Source organism: Streptomyces sp. HUAS 31 (assembly GCF_028198125.1).
Lineage (GTDB): Bacteria > Actinomycetota > Actinomycetes > Streptomycetales > Streptomycetaceae > Streptomyces > Streptomyces chartreusis.
Genome location: NZ_CP116353.1, coordinates 1,942,300 through 1,958,088 on the forward strand (window position 1 = coordinate 1,942,300; position 15,789 = coordinate 1,958,088).

The 15,789-nt window shown below is 69.7% G+C and carries 11 protein-coding genes; 4 read left to right on the forward strand and 7 right to left on the reverse strand.

What is annotated here, in order from left to right; translation table 11 throughout:
* Window positions 1-3: 3 nt before the first annotated feature.
* The 3 genes from PGH47_RS08470 to PGH47_RS08480 all read right to left on the reverse strand — a co-directional run bounded on the left by PGH47_RS08470 (window position 4) and on the right by PGH47_RS08480 (window position 3,394).
* Window positions 4-582: a hypothetical protein gene (locus PGH47_RS08470; protein ID WP_271662901.1), complete on the reverse strand. Its 579-nt coding sequence runs from the start codon at window positions 580-582 to the stop codon at window positions 4-6.
* A 261-nt stretch (window positions 583-843) separates the two neighbouring features.
* Window positions 844-1,746 carry a tRNA (adenine-N1)-methyltransferase gene (locus PGH47_RS08475; protein ID WP_030959514.1) on the reverse strand — a complete coding sequence of 301 codons (903 nt, stop codon included), beginning with the start codon at window positions 1,744-1,746 and terminating at the stop codon, window positions 844-846.
* 67 nt (window positions 1,747-1,813) lie between these two features.
* A complete protein-coding gene (locus tag PGH47_RS08480; protein ID WP_271662902.1) occupies window positions 1,814-3,394 on the reverse strand; it encodes a site-2 protease family protein in 1,581 nt (526 codons plus the stop codon).
* Window positions 3,395-3,583: 189 nt separating this feature from the next.
* Here PGH47_RS08480 and PGH47_RS08485 point away from each other — a divergent pair, with 189 nt between their 5' ends.
* Window positions 3,584-4,636: a RecB family exonuclease gene (locus tag PGH47_RS08485; protein ID WP_271662903.1), complete on the forward strand. Its 1,053-nt coding sequence runs from the start codon at window positions 3,584-3,586 to the stop codon at window positions 4,634-4,636.
* A gap of 14 nt (window positions 4,637-4,650) precedes the next feature.
* Window positions 4,651-5,322, forward strand: a complete 672-nt coding sequence (locus PGH47_RS08490; RefSeq protein ID WP_030946450.1) for a response regulator — start codon at window positions 4,651-4,653, stop codon at window positions 5,320-5,322.
* Between the two features lie 82 nt (window positions 5,323-5,404).
* On the opposite strand, the gene PGH47_RS08495 is transcribed toward PGH47_RS08490, so the two are convergent.
* From PGH47_RS08495 to metH, 4 genes are all read right to left on the reverse strand, one after another.
* Complete coding sequence (locus tag PGH47_RS08495) at window positions 5,405-6,985, reverse strand: ABC transporter substrate-binding protein (protein WP_271662904.1); 1,581 nt, start codon at window positions 6,983-6,985, stop codon at window positions 5,405-5,407.
* A 93-nt stretch (window positions 6,986-7,078) separates the two neighbouring features.
* Entirely contained in the window at window positions 7,079-8,683 is a 1,605-nt protein-coding gene (locus PGH47_RS08500) for an ABC transporter substrate-binding protein (RefSeq protein ID WP_271662905.1), read from the reverse strand.
* Window positions 8,684-9,106: 423 nt separating this feature from the next.
* The gene (locus PGH47_RS08505) at window positions 9,107-9,841 is read right to left on the reverse strand and encodes an HAD family hydrolase (RefSeq protein ID WP_373309870.1); all 735 of its coding nucleotides are present in this window, start codon (window positions 9,839-9,841) and stop codon (window positions 9,107-9,109) included.
* 194 nt (window positions 9,842-10,035) lie between these two features.
* Window positions 10,036-13,554, reverse strand: coding sequence for a methionine synthase (gene metH, locus PGH47_RS08510; RefSeq protein WP_271662906.1), 3,519 nt, complete (start codon window positions 13,552-13,554; stop codon window positions 10,036-10,038).
* Between the two features lie 295 nt (window positions 13,555-13,849).
* On the opposite strand from metH, the gene PGH47_RS08515 reads away from it, so the two are divergent.
* Entirely contained in the window at window positions 13,850-14,614 is a 765-nt protein-coding gene (locus tag PGH47_RS08515; protein WP_271662907.1) for an IclR family transcriptional regulator, read from the forward strand.
* Window positions 14,615-14,991: 377 nt separating this feature from the next.
* A complete protein-coding gene (locus PGH47_RS08520) occupies window positions 14,992-15,786 on the forward strand; it encodes an MIP/aquaporin family protein (protein WP_271662908.1) in 795 nt (264 codons plus the stop codon).
* Window positions 15,787-15,789: the final 3 nt, after the last annotated feature.

Here is a 15,789-nt window from a genome sequence, read left to right on the forward strand (position 1 = left end):
GGGTCAGACGCTGTGGGCACCGGCGGGTGTCGAGCGCACGAACGAGCCGTTCTGCCACTGCCATTTCGCGCTCTTCTTCACGTCCGGGCAGCACCGCGGCACGTCGGTCGACGAGTAGCCGAGCAGCTCGGCCTCGACCGCTCCGTCACGGACGGCGATGTCACTGACGGTGATGCTGTCCTTCGGGTCGACGAGGGTCGCGACAACACGGGGAGCGGCCGTCTCCTTGGCGTGCGTGAGGACGTAGACGCCGTCGGGCGGGGTGCCCATCGGGGAGTCGCAGTGCACTACGGCCACGGTCTCGGGGCTGCCGTCGCCGTCGAGGTCTCCACTGGCCTTCTTCACCACCACCGCCTTGACGGGGCCGCATTCGAGCGGGAAGTCGATGCGCGCGGGGTCGGGGGGTGTGACCGCCGCGGCGGCGTGCTTCGTCTCCGGGCCGGCTGCCTGGGCCGCTGTCGCCGCGCCCGGCTGGAGGACCGAGGAGAACGCCACGACACCGGCGACCGCTGTGGCGGTGGCGAGCCAGTGGATGGGCCGGGTGTGGGTGTGTGCCAGTTCCGGGACGGCGGATTGCTGCACTAGGAGCGTCTCCTGTGAGGGCTGTGCCGGTGGGGGTGGGTGGCACGCATCGTGCCACACGTCACAGTGTCACGGAACGGCGGGGGTGTGGAGTTCCGGTGCCGGATGTCGGGTGGCCGGGGGTGCGGGCGGGGCGCGCGGAGCTCGGCAGGCGGTCGGTTCCCGCGGGCACGTCAACAGAAAGACGCTGTGGTCGAGTTCCCGGGTTGACCTGGGAACTCGACCACAGCGCCGGTGCGTTGGATGCGGTACGGGACCGGCTCAGCGGCCGGTGCCACCGTCGGCGTTGGGGCCCTCGTAGTCCTCGCCGTAGGCGCCCTTGGCGGGGCGTCGGCGGCGCATGGGCGGCTCCACTCCGTCGGCGAGTCGGCGGGCGGTGAGGAGGAAGCCGGTGTGTCCGATCATCCGGTGGTCGGGGCGGACGGCCAGGCCCTCGATGTGCCAGTTGCGGATCATCGACTCCCAGGCGGTCGGCTCGTTGAAGCAGCCGATCTCGCGGATGGACTCGACGGTCCGGGCGAGCTGGGTGGTGGTCGCGACGTAGCAGCAGACGATGCCGCCGGGGACGAGCGCCTTGGAGACGGCCTCCAGGCACTCCCAGGGGGCGAGCATGTCGAGGATGACGCGGTCGACCTCGGTGTCGGACAGGTTGTCCTGGAGGTCGCCGACGGTGAGCTGCCAGGCGGGGTGGGGGCCGCCGAAGTAGCGCTCGACGTTCTGCCGGGCGATGTCGGCGAAGTCCTCGCGGCGCTCGTAGGAGTGCAGCATGCCCTGGTCGCCGATGGCGCGCAGCAGGAAGCTGCTGAGCGAGCCGGAGCCGACGCCGGCCTCGACGACGCGGGCGCCGGGGAAGATGTCGGCGAAGGCGAGGATCTGTCCCGCGTCCTTGGGATAGACGACGGCTGCCCCGCGGGGCATGGACAGGACGTAGTCGGGGAGCAGGGGGCGCAGCGCGAGGTAGGCGACGTTCCCGGTGGTGCGGACAACGCTGCCCTCGGGAGCACCGATCAGTTCGTCGTGCGGGAAGGAACCCTTGTGGGTGTGGAAGTTCTTCCCGGCTTCGAGCGTGAACGTGTAGTGGCGGCCCTTGGGGTCGGTCAGCTGAACCTGGTCCCCGACCTTGAAGGGCCCGCGACGGCGGGCGGCACCGGTCGGTTCGGACATGTGAACAGCCTACCGGCGTTTCCCGGGGCCGCCGACCACGGGTGAGCGGCCCCGGGAGCGGGCTGCGTCAGTTCGGGCGGGCCATGGCCTTCACGAAGGCGCGCTCGACGTCGGCCGCCGACAGCACGCCGTAGATCTCGCCGGTCTCCTCGACGACCAGGTACTCGGTGGCGGGGGCGGCCCGTAGGGCGTCGAGGAGTTCCTCGCCGGAGAGTTCGGCGGAGACGCGCATGCCGTCGGTCAGGTCCTGGGCGACACCACTGACGGGGACCCAGGGGCGGCGGTGTTCCGGTACGCCGACGATGGCGGCCTCGCGGACGAGGGAGAGGGGGTTGCCGTCGGCGTCGACGACGACCAGGGCGCGGGCGCCGGCCGCGTTGGCGCGGCGCAGGGCCTCGGACAGGGGGGTGTCGGTCTCGACGGGCACGGCGCGGCGGGTCAGGTTGCGGGCGCGCAGCTCGGGGAGGTGCTCGCGCAGCCTGGCCATGCGCAGGCTGTTGCCGGCGCCGGTCCAGATGATCGCCGCGAGGATGGCGGCGAGCAGGGCGTCCATGACGGTGTCCATGCCGACGTTGTCGACGGCGTCGGAGCCGAGGGCGCCGGACTGGGTGAGCCACGGGAGGCCGACCAGGACGGAGACGGCGAGGGCGCGGCCGATCCAGGCGGCGGCGACGGTGCCGCTCATCGGCCTGCCGGTGATCTTCCAGACGACCGCGCGGAGCATGCGGCCGCCGTCGAGGGGCAGGCCGGGCAGCAGGTTGAAGGCGGCGACGATGAGGTTGGAGATCATCAGGCCGGCGAGCAGGACGCCGGGGACGGTGCCGGGTTCGACGAACTGCATGGCGCCGTAGAAGACGCCGCTGAGGACCAGGGAGAGCAGGGGGCCGACGAAGGCGAGCACGAACTCCCGGCCGGGGGTCTCGGCTTCCTTCTCGATCTCGGAGACGCCGCCGAAGAACTGGAGCTGGATGCGCCGGACCGGGAGCTTGAAGCGCAGGGCGGCGACCGTGTGGGCGAGTTCGTGGACCAGGACGGACGCGTAGAAGGCGACCGCGAAGAACAGCGAGACGAGGTAGCGGGCGGCGCCGAGCTCGGGCAGTACGCGGTCGAGCTGCCCGCCGAACACCCAGGTGATCAGGGCGGCGACGAGGAACCAGCTGGGCGCGACGTACACGGGCACGCCGAACGGCCGCCCCATCAGCAGCCCGCCCCGGGGATCCTTGGGCCGCTGCGGCGGACGCCCCTTGGTGGTGCCGGAGTGGGCGAGCGTGCGGTCGAGATGGGGGGTGGCCTGCTGGTCGTGCGGGGTGGGGGCGTCGGGGCGCGGGCGCCGGGGCTCGTGTGCGCCGGAGGCGGCGCCCTCCTCCGTGCCGGGCTCGGCGGGAGCGGAGGTCGATTGCGGGGCCTCGGGGCGGGTGGTGTCCTGCACCTCCGGGCGGTCGGCGGAGCCGTTCCCGGCGTCGCCAGCGCCGTCCGTGCCCTCTGGGCCCTGCGTGCCGTTCTCGGGCTCGGAGTCCGCGTGCGCGGTGTCGGACGGGGTCGGGTCGGGGCGTGTGGGGTCGGTGGCCGGGGCCGTACGGTCTGGTCGGCGCTCGGTCGACTCGTCGGTGCCGGACCGCGGCTGCCCGCTCCCGCCGCTCTCGTCCACGATGTCCCCTCGTTCTCAGCGTCTTCCGCCCAAGCGTCTTCCGCGCCTGCCGGGCGGAAGGGTCTCGGGTCGATGGTATGCGGCCGTCCTGAAGCGTTCCGCCCCGGCACCCCCTGAGTTTCCCCTGACGTACCGCCCGTAACAGCCGGGCTGGGTCACTGTCAGTGGTGGGCCGTAAGGTCTGTGGTCATGGAGACGAGCACGGAGGGTGCCGCGGCGGACAGCGGCAGCGACGTCACGCCGGTGACGGCACCGGTCACGGGGCCGGTGGCGGACGAGGAGCCGGCGGGGGCGGACGGTCCGGCGGATGCGGTCGCGACCGGCGAGGGCGTGACGGGTGAGGGCGCGGCCGCCGAGGCGGGCGAGGCCGGCGAGGTCGCCGCTCTGCCGGTGATACCGCCGAGCTCGCTGTCCCCGTCCCGTGCCAGTGACTTCATGCAGTGCCCTCTGCTGTACCGGTTCCGGGTGATCGACCGGCTGCCCGAGAAGCCGAGTGCGGCGGCGACCAAGGGGACGCTCGTGCACGCGGTGCTGGAGCGGCTCTTCGACTCCCCGGCCGCCGAGCGGACCGCTCCGCGGGCCAAGTCGCTGATCCCCGGGCAGTGGGACCGGCTGCGGGAGAGCAGGCCGGAGGTCGTGGAGCTGTTCGCGGACGACCCCGAGGGCGAGCGGCTGGCGACCTGGCTGGGCGAGGCTGAGCAGCTCGTCGAGCGCTGGTTCGGGCTGGAGGACCCGACCCGCCTCGAGCCCGCCGAGCGCGAGCTGTTCGTCGAGGCCCGGCTGGACTCGGGCCTGAAGCTGCGCGGGATCATCGACCGCGTCGACGTGGCGCCCACGGGCGAGGTGCGGATCGTCGACTACAAGACGGGCAAGGCGCCCCGGCCCGAGTACGCCGAGGGCGCGCTGTTCCAGATGAAGTTCTACGCCCTCGTGGTCTGGCGGCTGAAGAACGTCGTCCCGCGTCGGCTCCAGCTCGTGTACCTCGGCAGTGGTGACGTGCTGACGTACGACCCCGTGCTCGCGGACCTGGAGCGGGTCGAGCGCAAGCTGCTCGCACTGTGGGACGCGATCCGGCAGGCGACGGAGTCGGGCGACTGGCGGCCCCGGCCGACGAAGCTGTGCGGCTGGTGCGATCACCAGGCCCACTGCCCGGAATTCGGGGGCACTCCCCCGCCGTATCCGTTGCCGGTCGGGGCGGGCGAGTCCGGTGGCGGTGCGCAGGGCAGAATGGGGCCGGACTAGCGAAGGAGACTCACGTGGCCATCCGCGTCCTACTGGTCGACGACCAGCCCCTGCTGCGAACCGGCTTCCGGATGATCCTGGAGGCCGAGCAGGACATCGCGGTCGTGGGCGAGGCCGGTGACGGCCTCCAGGCCCTCGACCAGGTGCGGGCCCTGCAGCCCGACGTGGTCCTGATGGACATCCGCATGCCCCGCATGGACGGGGTGGAGGCGACGCGGCAGATCACCGGGCCCGGGCGGGACGGCCCGGCCAAGGTGCTGGTGCTGACGACCTTCGATCTCGACGAGTACGTGGTGGAGGCGCTGAAGGCGGGCGCCAGCGGGTTCCTGCTGAAGGACGCCCCGGCCAATGAGCTGGTGCAGGCGATCCGGGTGGTCGCCGCCGGTGAGGCGATGCTCGCACCGAGCATCACGCGCCGGCTGCTCGACAAGTACGCCACGCATCTGCCCTCGGGCGACGAGCCGGTCCCGGACACCCTGCACACGCTGACCGAGCGCGAGGTGGAGGTGCTCAAGCTGGTGGCGCGGGGGCTTTCGAACGCCGAGATCGCCGCCGACCTGTTCGTCAGCGAGACGACCGTGAAGACCCATGTGGGTCACGTGCTGACCAAGCTGGGTCTGCGGGACCGGGTGCAGGCCGCGGTGTACGCGTACGAGAGCGGTCTGGTGCGCCCCGGCGCGCAGTAGCAGACCGGGTCACGACGAAGAGGGCGCCCCTTCCGGAAGGAAGGGGCGCCCTCGGTGCGTTCGGGCCGCGTGCGGCCGTCCGTCAGCCCTTGCTCAGTTCCCAGAAGCGGAACACGGTGGACGCGTCGAGGCAGTACTCCAGGCCGTAGACGTTGTCCCGGACGACGGCGTACTGCTTGGCCTGCCAGACCGGCAGGACGGGCAGCTCCTTGGCGACGATGTCCTGGAGCTGGCCGAAGTCGTCCTCGGTCGCGGCGCGGTCGCTCTCGGCCGCGGTGCGCGGGATGAGCGTGCCGGTGATCGCGTTGTTGCTGTAGTTGTTGCTCAGCACGTTGCCCTTGCCGAAGAAGGGCGCGGTGAAGTTGTCGGCGTCCGGGTAGTCCGGGATCCAGCCCTTCACGTACACGCCGTACTTGCCGTCGGCGATGTCCTTCTCGTACTGGTCGAACGCGACGGACTGCACGTCCGCGTCGAACAGGCCGCTGGCGTTGAGCTGCTTGGCGATCGCCTTCAACTCGTCGTCGGTGGCGGGGCCGTAGCGCGACGGGGTGGACCACAGGGTCAACTTGACCTTGCCGTTCACGCCCTCGTCCTGGAGCGCCGCGGCGGCCTTGGCGCGGGAGGGGCGGGCGCCGTAGGTGTCGAAGAAGGCCGTGTTGTGGCCGCCGATACCGGCCGGGATGATCGAGTACAGCGGCGTGGCCGTGCCCTGGTAGACGTCCTTGATGAGGGCGTCGCGGTCGATCAGGTAGGCGATGGCCTTGCGCACGCCGAGCTTGCCGGTGACCGGGTCGTCCATGTTGAAGACCAGGTGCTGGACCTCGGCGCTGCCGCCCTCGACGACCTCTATGCCGGAGTCGCCGCCGGAGTTCTCGACGTCGGTGATGTCGCCGGCGGTGAGACCGCGGTAGGCGATGTCGACCTCGTTCTCCTTGACGGCCTTCTTCAGGGCTTCCTGGTCGCCGTGGAAGAACTTCATCGTCACGCCGGAGTTCTGCACTTCGGCGGTGCCCTTGTAGTTCTCGTTGACCGAGAAGACGGCCTCGTCGTCGTCGAACTTGTCGAGCTTGTACGGGCCGGAGCCGACCGCCTGGCCGTCCTTGCGCAGGCCCTCGGCGTCGTACTGGTCCTCGTCGACGATGGAACCGGCACCCGAGGCGATCTTGCTCGGGAAGGTGGCGTCGGAGGAGTTGAGCCGGAAGACGACCGTCTTGTCGTCCGGCGTCTCGACCTTGCTCAGGGTGGGGAACATGACCGCGGGGCCGTCGGGGTCATTGATCTTCAGCAGGCGGTCGAAGGAGAACTTGACGTCCTTCGAGGTGAGCTCGTCGCCGTTGCTGAACTTCAGGCCGTCCTTCAGCGTGCACTCGTAGACCGTGGCCTTGGAGTCGGAGAAGGCGCACTCCTCGGCGGCCTCGGGCTGCGGTTCCGTGGCTCCCTTGGGGAAGCTGAGCAGCGACTGGAAGACGTTGTTGAACAACAGCCAGGAACCGGGGTCGTAGCCCGAGGCGGGGTCCGTGGCCAGGACGTCGTCCGACATCCCCATGACCACCGAGGTGCCGGTGCCGCCGGCGCCCCCGGTCTCCGTGCCACAGCCGGTCAACAGGCCGGAGGCCAGCCCTGCCACTACGGGCAGGACTGGCCACTGGTTGCGCATGTTCACTTACGAGTGCCTTGTCGTCGATTGTGCGGAACCCGTCCCGGGTCCCCGGGCCAGGCCCGGCGTCCTGTTGGGGGCGCCGGGCTCGGAGAGACGTCAGCCGCTCACGCCACGGCCGAGCTCCCACAGCTGAAGGGTCGAGGAGGAGTTGAGGACGTAGGCCGTGCCCGTGACGGCGTCGTTCGCGGCGACGAACTGCTTGCCCTGCCACAGCGGCAGCACCGGCACGTCGTTGGCGACGATGTCCTGCATCTCCGTCAGGCTGCCGGAGGCGGACAGCCGGTCGGCGACCCGGCGGGACTCCGGGATCAGATCGCTGCGGATCGCGGAGTTGGCGTACGGCGAGCCGAGGAAGTTGTCCTTGTCGAGGAACGGCGCGAGGTAGTTGTCGGCGTCGGGGAAGTCCGGGAACCAGCCCATGCCGTAGACGTCGTACGCGCCCTTCTGCTCGGCGGGGCGGAACGTCGCCCAGGGCGTGCCCTTGATGTCGACGTCGAACAGACCGCTGTCGTTCAGCTGCTTCTTCAGCAGCTCGAACTCCTTCTCGGTGGCCGAGCCGTAGTGGTCGGTCGTGTAGTGCAGGGTCAGCTTCACCGGGGTGGTGACGCCGGCCCGCTCCATCATCGACTTGGCCTTGTCGACGTCGGGGTCGCCGTACTTGTTGAAGAACGAGTTGGAGTGGCCCGTGATGCTGGCGGGGACCAGCGAGTACAGCGGCTCGGCCTGCGAGCCGTAGACCTTGGAGACGAGCTCGCCGCGGTCGATGACCTGGGCCATCGCCTGGCGGACGGCCTTGCTCTTCACCGTCGGGGCGTTGGTGTTGAAGGCCAGGTAGCGGATCTCCAGGCCCGACATGTCGACGAGGTCGACCTTGTCGTCGGAGTCCGCCGACAGCTTCTGGATCTGCTCGGGCGACATGGTGCGGGTCATCAGGTCGATGTCGCCCTTGTCGAGGGCGCTGCCCATCTCGTCGGCGTCCTTGAAGTTCCGCAGCTCGACCTTGTCGTTGTTCACCTTCAGGCTCCCCTGGTAATTGGGGTTCTTGGTGAACACGGCGGAGACCAGCTTGTCGTCCTCGACCTCGGCCTTGAGCGTGTACGGGCCGGACCCGTCGAGCTCGAAGCCGTCGCGCAGCTTCTTCTTGTCGTAGATGTCGGGGTCGACGATGCCGGCGACCGGGGTCGACAGCTTGAACGGGAACGTGGCGTCCGCGGTCTTGAGGTGGAAGATGACTTCGTTGTCGCCCTGGGTCTCGACGGTGTCGATCGTGGACAGCAGGGCGAAGACACCGCTGTCGGCCTTCAGGGCGCGGGCGCGGTCGATGGAGTACTTGACGTCCGAGGCGGTGACCGGGTCGCCGTTCGCGAACTTCAGGTCCTTGCGCAGCGTGCAGGCGTAGCGCTCGTTGCCGCTGTCGGTGAATCCGCAGCTCTCGGCGGCCTCGGGGACCGGCTCGCCCTCACCACGCGGCTGGATCATCAGGGTCTGCACGGTCTGGCGCAGGATGTTCCAGGTGCCGACGTCGTAGGCGAAGGCCGGGTCGAGGGGGGCGGGAGCGTCCTTCGAGGCAGTGAACGCGTCGGTGGTGCCGACGACGATCGCGTCGCCATTGTCGCTGCCGCTGTCGGTCCCGCCACAGGCGGCGAGAACCGGCACGAGCAGGCCGATGACGGCCGGCAGCACCAAAGTCTTGCGGTTCATGCTCGGGTTTCTCCAGCGGTCGACTCCGTGTACCCGGCATGCAGGGGTGTCGCGGCGGATCACGGGGTAAGTTCGATGTTCTCGCGATGAGATTAGTCCGCGCGCGCAGGACGGTTCGAAGCGACCGGAGTTGAGGATCCATCACGGAGCGGAACCGGGCGCGGACGCAACGAAAACCTGACCGGGGAAGGATTCGTGCACCGGTCCATCAATCAGGACACAAAGGTGCGTCCGGCACCCCCGGCCGGGGGTCGACGGCACAGCGTGCGACTTCTGTCGACCCCCATTGAAGTGTTGAACATCACAAACTGAACGGTCTTCGGAGGCACCGGAATTCAGCCATCCGACACGTTCGAATTCACCCGTGGAATTCTCGCGTTATCGATGTTGCACGCTGGGTGAACGTCCGGCGCATTTGCGTTGTCAGGCGGCCATCAGCCCGCGCAGAAATGCCAGATCGACCTCTTCGAGGGAGGACACCACGGTGCGGCGGTCGGCCGGCGCGATGGGGGCGATCGACGGTACGGCCACCACATGGCAGCCGGCGGCCTCCGCCGCGGCGACGCCGGTCGCCGTGTCCTCGACGACCGCGCATCTGGCCGGGTCGGCGCCGAGTCCGGCCGCGGCGAGCAGGTAGGGGTCCGGGTGCGGCTTGGTGCGCTCCACCTCGTCACCGGCGACGGTCAACGCGAAGTACTGCGGGCCGAGCGAGGTGAGGACGCGGTCGATGATGCGCCGGTGCGAGGCGGAGACCAGGGCCGTGGGGATCTCGTAGGCGGCCAGTTCGGCCAGCAGCCGGGCCGCTCCCGGCATCAGCGGCAGGGCGCGGTCGATACGGTCCTCGAAGCCCTGGTTGAGCAGCACCGTGAGTTCCGCGAGCGCGATGTCGGCGCCGGTGGCCTCGATCAGGAAGCCGGCGCTGCGGGTCATGGGGCCGCCGACGACCACATGGCGCCAGGAGTCGTCGAGGGTGTGACCGAGGCCGGCGAAGATCTCGACCTCGACGTCCCACCAGAAGCCCTCCGTGTCCACCAGAGTGCCGTCCATGTCGAGGAGAACAGCCTGAAGAGCCGAACCATCGGCCATTGGGGTGTCCCCTGCTCGAGCGGAGCCGAGAGCTTGGGGAAGGGTTCCTGGCGCGGGGACCGTACTGGTCATCCTGGCGCACCTCCTTGAGGGGCGGACAGGCCGGCTCCCACTAGGGGAACCGGCCTGCGGTGGACCGTCCAGTGTACGACGTGCGCCGCCGGAGCGCCTGGTTTAACCGGTGTGCCCCGGGGCACACCGCAAACACGCCGGGGAGCGCTCCGACCTGCGTGGAAGCGGGCCCGGGAGCGGCGGCACGGGGCGCCTCACCGTGCGTTGAAGTACTTCGCCTCCGGGTGGTGGATCACGATGGCGTCCGTGGACTGCTCGGGGTGCAGCTGGAACTCCTCGGACAGGTGGACGCCGATGCGCTCCGGCTGGAGCAGATCGGCGATCTTGGACCGGTCCTCCAGGTTCGGGCAGGCGCCGTAGCCCAGCGAGAAGCGGGCACCCCGGTACTTCAGCGCGAACATGTCCTCCATCTCGGCCGGGTCCTCACCGGCGAAGCCGAGTTCCGAACGCACGCGCGCGTGCCAGTACTCGGCGAGCGCCTCGGCCAACTGCACGGACAGGCCGTGCAGTTCGAGGTAGTCGCGGTAGGAGTTCGACTCGAAGAGCCGGGCGGTCTCCTCGCCGATGCGGGAGCCCACGGTGACGACCTGGAGGCCCACGACGTCGGTCTCGCCGGACTCCTGCGGACGGAAGAAGTCCGCGAGGCACAGCCGGCGGCCGCGGCGCTGGCGCGGGAAGGTGAAGCGGGTGCGCTCGTTGCCGTGCTCGTCGAGCAGGATCAGGTCGTCGTCCTTGGACACGCACGGGAAGTAGCCGTAGACGACGGCCGCTTCGAGGAGGTTCTCCGTCTGGAGCTTGTCGAGCAGACCGCGCAGCCGCGGGCGGCCCTCGGTCTCGACGAGTTCCTGGTACGACGGTCCCTCGCCGCTGCGGACCTCCTTGAGGCCCCACTGCCCCTTGAACAGGGCGCCCTCGTCGAGCCAGGAGGCGTACTCCTTGAGCTGGATGCCCTTGATGACACGGGTGCCCCAGAAGGGCGGCTCGGGGACCGGGTTGTCGGTGGCGACGTCGGAGCGGACGTGGCCCTCCTCGGGCCGCTCGTCCACCACGGCCGCGGTGGCGGCGGTCCGTACGCGGCGCTGCTTGAGCTCGGGCAGCTGGACGCCGGGCACGCCGCGCTTGACGCCGATGAGGGCGTCCATCAGGCGCAGGCCCTCGAACGCGTCGCGGGCGTAGCGGACTTCGCCCTCGTAGATCTCGTGCAGGTCCTGCTCGACGTAGGCACGGGTCAGGGCGGCGCCGCCGAGGATGACGGGGTAGTCCGCCGCCAGGCCGCGCTGGTTGAGCTCCTCCAGGTTCTCCTTCATGATCACCGTGGACTTCACCAGCAGGCCGGACATGCCGATGACGTCGGCCCGGTGCTCCTCGGCGGCCTCCAGGATCGCGGAGACGGGCTGCTTGATGCCCAGGTTCACCACGTTGTAGCCGTTGTTGGACAGGATGATGTCCACGAGGTTCTTGCCGATGTCGTGCACGTCGCCGCGCACGGTGGCCAGCACGATGGTGCCCTTGCCGTCGGCGTCGGTCTTCTCCATGTGCGGTTCGAGGTAGGCGACGGCGGCCTTCATGACCTCGGCGGACTGGAGGACGAACGGCAGCTGCATCTGGCCGGAGCCGAAGAGCTCGCCGACGACCTTCATGCCGTCCAGGAGGGTGTCGTTGACGATGTCGAGGGCGGGGCGGTCCTGGAGCGCGGCGTCCAGGTCGGCCTCCAGGCCGTTCTTCTCGCCGTCGATGATGCGGCGCTTGAGGCGCTCCTCCAACGGGAGCGCGGCCAGCTCCTCGGCCTTGCCCGCCTTCAGGGACTTGGCGGTGGCGCCCTCGAAGAGCTGCATCAGCTTCTGCAGGGGGTCGTAGCCCTCGCTGCGGCGGTCGTGGATGAGGTCGAGGGCGGTCTGGACCTCCTCCTCGCTGAAGCGGGCGATCGGCAGGATCTTCGAGGCGTGCACGATCGCCGAGTCCAGGCCCGCCTTGGTGCACTCGTCCAGGAAGACGGAGTTCAGCAGGATGCGGGCGGCCGGGTTGAGGCCGAAGGAGATGTTGGACAGACCGAGGGTGGTCTGGACGTCCGGGTGACGGCGCTTGAGTTCGCGGATCGCCTCGATGGTGGCGATGCCGTCCTTTCGGGACTCCTCCTGACCGGTACAGATGGTGAAGGTCAGGGTGTCGATGAGGATGTCCGACTCGTGGATGCCCCAGTTGCCCGTCAGGTCCTCGATCAGCCGTTCGGCGATCTCGACCTTCTTCTCCGGCGTGCGGGCCTGGCCCTCCTCGTCGATGGTCAGCGCGATCAGGGCGGCGCCGTGCTCCTGGGCGAGCTTGGTGACCTTCGCGAAGCGGGACTCGGGGCCGTCGCCGTCCTCGTAGTTCACGGAGTTGATGACCGCGCGGCCGCCGAGCTTCTCCAGACCGGCCCGGATGACCGGCACCTCGGTGGAGTCCAGGACGATCGGCAGGGTGGAGGCGGTGGCGAAGCGGCCGGCGAGCTCCTCCATGTCGGCGACGCCGTCCCGGCCGACGTAGTCCACGCAGAGGTCGAGCATGTGCGCGCCCTCGCGGATCTGCTCGCGCGCCATCTCCACGCAGTCGTCCCAGCGGGCCTCCAGCATGGCCTCGCGGAACTTCTTGGAGCCGTTGGCGTTGGTGCGCTCGCCGATGGCCAGGTAGGAGGTGTCCTGGCGGAACGGGACGGTCTGGTAGAGGGAGGCGGCACCGGGCTCGGGGCGCGGGGCGCGCTCGGTCGGGGTGACGCCCTGCACGCGCTGGACCAGCTGGCGCAGGTGCTCGGGGGTGGTGCCGCAGCAGCCGCCGATCAGGGAGAGGCCGTAGTCCCGTACGAAGGTCTCGTGGGCGTCGGCGAGCTCCGGGGCGGTGAGCGGGTAGGTGGCGCCGTTCTTGCCGAGGACCGGCAGGCCCGCGTTCGGCATGCACGACAGCGGGATGCGGGAGTGCCGGGAGAGGTAGCGCAGGTGCTCGCTCATCTCGGCGGGGCCGGTGGCGCAGTTCATGCCGATCATGTCGATGCCGAGCGGCTCCAGCGCGGTGAGCGCGGCGCCGATCTCGGAGCCCAGCAGCATGGTGCCGGTGGTCTCGACGGTGACGGAGACGATGATCGGCACGTCCAGGCCGGCGATCTCGCGGGCGCGCTGGGCGCCGATCACGGCAGCCTTGGTCTGGAGCAGGTCCTGGGTGGTCTCCACGATCAGGGCGTCGGCGCCGCCCGCGATCAGGCCCTCGGCGTTCTGCTGGAAGGCGTCGCGGATCGTGGTGTACCCGATGTGGCCGAGCGTGGGCAGCTTGGTGCCGGGCCCGATGGAGCCGAGGACCCAGCGCTGGCGGCCGTCCCGGGCCCCGAACGCGTCGGCGGTCTCGCGGGCGATACGGGCGCCCGCCTCGGACAGTTCGTACACCCGGTCGGCGATGTCGTACTCGGCCGCCGCGGCGTAATTGGCGCCGAAGGTGTTGGTCTCCACGCAGTCCACGCCTGCGTCGTAGTACGCCTCGTGGACGGAGCGGACGATGTCCGGACGGGTGACGTTCAGGATTTCGTTGCAGCCCTCGAGGTTCTGAAAGTCCTCCAGGGTGGGTTCCTGGGCCTGCAACATGGTGCCCATCGCTCCGTCGGCCACCACCACTCGGGTGGCGAGCGCCTCACGGAGTGCGGACACGCGGGTCCGGCTGTCGGCGGAAGGGGTCGTTGGCAACGAGGCCATGAAAGGGCTCCCTGGAGTGCGACGGCTGTCGGCTTTGCACCCGGCACGGAACGGTCCGCTGTGGGCGCACGCCGCCAGCGTAGCCGGGTCCGTGCGGAAGTGGTCGGGCAGTCCACGACGCGGGACGGGCATGATGCCCGGGTCGATCTTCGGCCACGGGTGCGGTGACCGAAGCGGACCGATACCGGCCGACCATTAGCGAGAGGTCGGCATCGACCGGTAGTGTTCGACATTGCCGAACGGCGGCAGCGACGTCGCAGGGTCGACGCTCGAAGGGGACGGAGGCAGCACGGGGATGGCACGGAACATCCAGTCGCTCGAACGGGCGGCCGCGATGCTGCGGCTTCTCGCAGGCGGCGAGCGACGCCTCGGCCTGTCGGACATCGCCTCCTCACTGGGCCTCGCCAAGGGCACCGCCCACGGCATCCTGCGCACCCTCCAGGCGGAGGGCTTCGTCGAGCAGGACGAGGCGTCGGGGCGCTATCAGCTGGGCGCCGAACTGCTGCGCCTGGGCACCACCTATCTGGACGTGCACGAACTGCGGGCACGCGCCCTGGTCTGGACGGACGACCTTGCCCGCTCCAGCGGGGAGAGCGTCTATCTGGGCGTCCTGCACCAGCAGGGCGTGCTGATCGTCCACCACGTCTTCCGCCCCGACGACAGCCGGCAGGTGCTGGAGATCGGCGCAATGCAGCCGCTGCACTCCACGGCGCTCGGCAAGGTCCTGTCCTCGTACGACCCGGTCGCGCACAGCGAGGCGATCGAGGCCGACCGCAAGGCCTTCACCGACCGCACCATGTGCGAGCTGGACGGCTTCGAGCACATCCTCGACATGACACGCGCGCGTGGGTACGCCGCCGATGTCGAGGAGACCTGGGAGGGCGTCGCCTCCGTGGCCGCCCCCATCCACGACCGCCGCCGTATGCCGGTCGGCGCCGTCGGCATCACCGGCGCCGTGGAGCGGCTGTGCCGGGACGGCGAGCTGCGTCCCGAGCTGATCGCGGCGGTGCGGGACTGCGCGCGGGCCGTGTCACGGGATCTGGGCGCCGGACGCTTCTGAGCGCCGTACGAACAAGTAGTTACCGACCGGGACGTCATAGGACGTTCCGGTCTTCGACATAAGCGCACACAGCCGGGCGAACCACCCTTCGGGAACTCACCGTGTTCCCTACGCGGCAGTACGCATCGGATCGACCAGTGTCGACAAATCAACACATCCGATAACGATCGAGCATTCGATAACAGGACCCTTGACGCACGCCTTACACCGGGGCAAGCTCCCGTCCATCGGTCGGCATTGTCGAACACCTACCGGCAATACGCGCTAGAGTGTGACAGTGCCAAGGGCCGGCATCGCCCTCACCCCCGAGGGCAACGCGAACCACCGGTGGGACCCGGGGTTCGGCTTCCCCTGGACGAAGGACAAAGGAGTCGCGGGTGTCCAGCTCCGACATCTTCATCGGCGAGACCATCGGTACCGCCATACTCATCCTGCTCGGCGGTGGCGTCTGCGCCGCCGTCACGCTGAAGGCCTCCAAGGCTCGCAACGCCGGCTGGCTCGCAATCACCTTCGGGTGGGGCTTCGCAGTGCTCACGGCGGTCTACACCTCGGCGCCGCTGTCCGGCGCCCACCTGAACCCGGCCGTGACGGTCGCCCTGGCGATCAAGGACAACGACTGGAGCAACGTTCCGACGTACTTCGCCGGTCAGCTCCTCGGCGCCATGATCGGTGCCGCTCTGGTCTGGGTCGCCTACTACGGGCAGTTCCACGCCCACCTCACCGACAAGGAGATCGTCGGCGGTCCGGGCGCACAGGCCACGGCCGCCAAGGCCGTGGAGGCCCAGGAGAAGGGCGCGGGCCCGGTCCTGGGCATCTTCTCCACCGGTCCTGAGATCCGGAACGCGGTGCAGAACCTCCTCACGGAGATCATCGGCACCATCGTGCTCGTGCTCGCGGTCCTGACCCAGGGCCTGAACGACAGTGGCAAGGGCCTGGGCACCCTGGGCGCCCTGATCACCGCGCTCGTGGTGGTCTCGATCGGTCTGTCGCTCGGCGGCCCGACCGGCTACGCGATCAACCCGGCCCGTGACCTCGGTCCGCGCATCGTGCACGCCCTTCTGCCCCTGCCCAACAAGGGCGGCTCCGACTGGGGCTACGCCTGGATCCCCGTGGTCGGTCCGCTCATCGGCGGCGCCATCGCGGCAGGCATCTACAACGTCGCTTTCGCTTAGGAA

Excerpts from the sequence above, each read along its gene's own strand:
- PGH47_RS08505 (WP_373309870.1), bottom strand. The coding sequence starts at position 9,841 with ATGACCAGTACGGTCCCCGCGCCAGGAACCCTTCCCCAAGCTCTCGGC.
- PGH47_RS08475 (WP_030959514.1), bottom strand. The coding sequence starts at position 1,746 with ATGTCCGAACCGACCGGTGCCGCCCGCCGTCGCGGGCCCTTCAAGGTC.
- metH (WP_271662906.1), bottom strand. The coding sequence starts at position 13,554 with ATGGCCTCGTTGCCAACGACCCCTTCCGCCGACAGCCGGACCCGCGTG.
- PGH47_RS08500 (WP_271662905.1), bottom strand. The coding sequence starts at position 8,683 with ATGAACCGCAAGACTTTGGTGCTGCCGGCCGTCATCGGCCTGCTCGTG.
- PGH47_RS08485 (WP_271662903.1), top strand. The coding sequence starts at position 3,584 with ATGGAGACGAGCACGGAGGGTGCCGCGGCGGACAGCGGCAGCGACGTC.
- PGH47_RS08515 (WP_271662907.1), top strand. The coding sequence starts at position 13,850 with ATGGCACGGAACATCCAGTCGCTCGAACGGGCGGCCGCGATGCTGCGG.